Raw genomic sequence first — 310 nt, 5'->3', positions numbered from 1 at the left:
GTAGGACAACGTGTCCGGCAGGACGAGCCCGAAGCCCGCGATGATGCCGTCGTAGTCGATCTCGACGACGACCGTCGCGCAGCTCTTCGTGATCTCGCCCACGCAAGGGGCAATGGTGACGGTGCAGCCCGAGGCGCTGCACTTCTGGTCCTGGGCGTCGAGAGCGGCGTCGACGGCCTTGCGACCTGCCGTGATCTTGGCTGCGTTGTCGCCGGGGTTGACCGCGGCCGCACGCGCACCTTCCGAGGCCGCCTGGCTCACCGACTGGCGCACGCTCAACATGTCGCCGTAGTTGACGATGCCGAACACC

Annotated in this window: 1 protein-coding gene; it reads right to left on the bottom strand. The window is 67.4% G+C overall.

Going from position 1 to position 310, the window contains the following annotated elements:
- The coding region (locus ACOADB_RS26815) for a hypothetical protein (protein ID WP_378606239.1) at window positions 1-310 on the bottom strand (310 nt) is incomplete at both ends.

This window comes from Nocardioides sp. CPCC 206348 (genome assembly GCF_048654705.1).
Classification (GTDB): Bacteria; Actinomycetota; Actinomycetes; order Propionibacteriales; family Nocardioidaceae; genus Nocardioides.
Note: the sequence above shows the minus strand (reverse complement) of the source record. Positions and strands in the feature narration are given on the sequence as shown.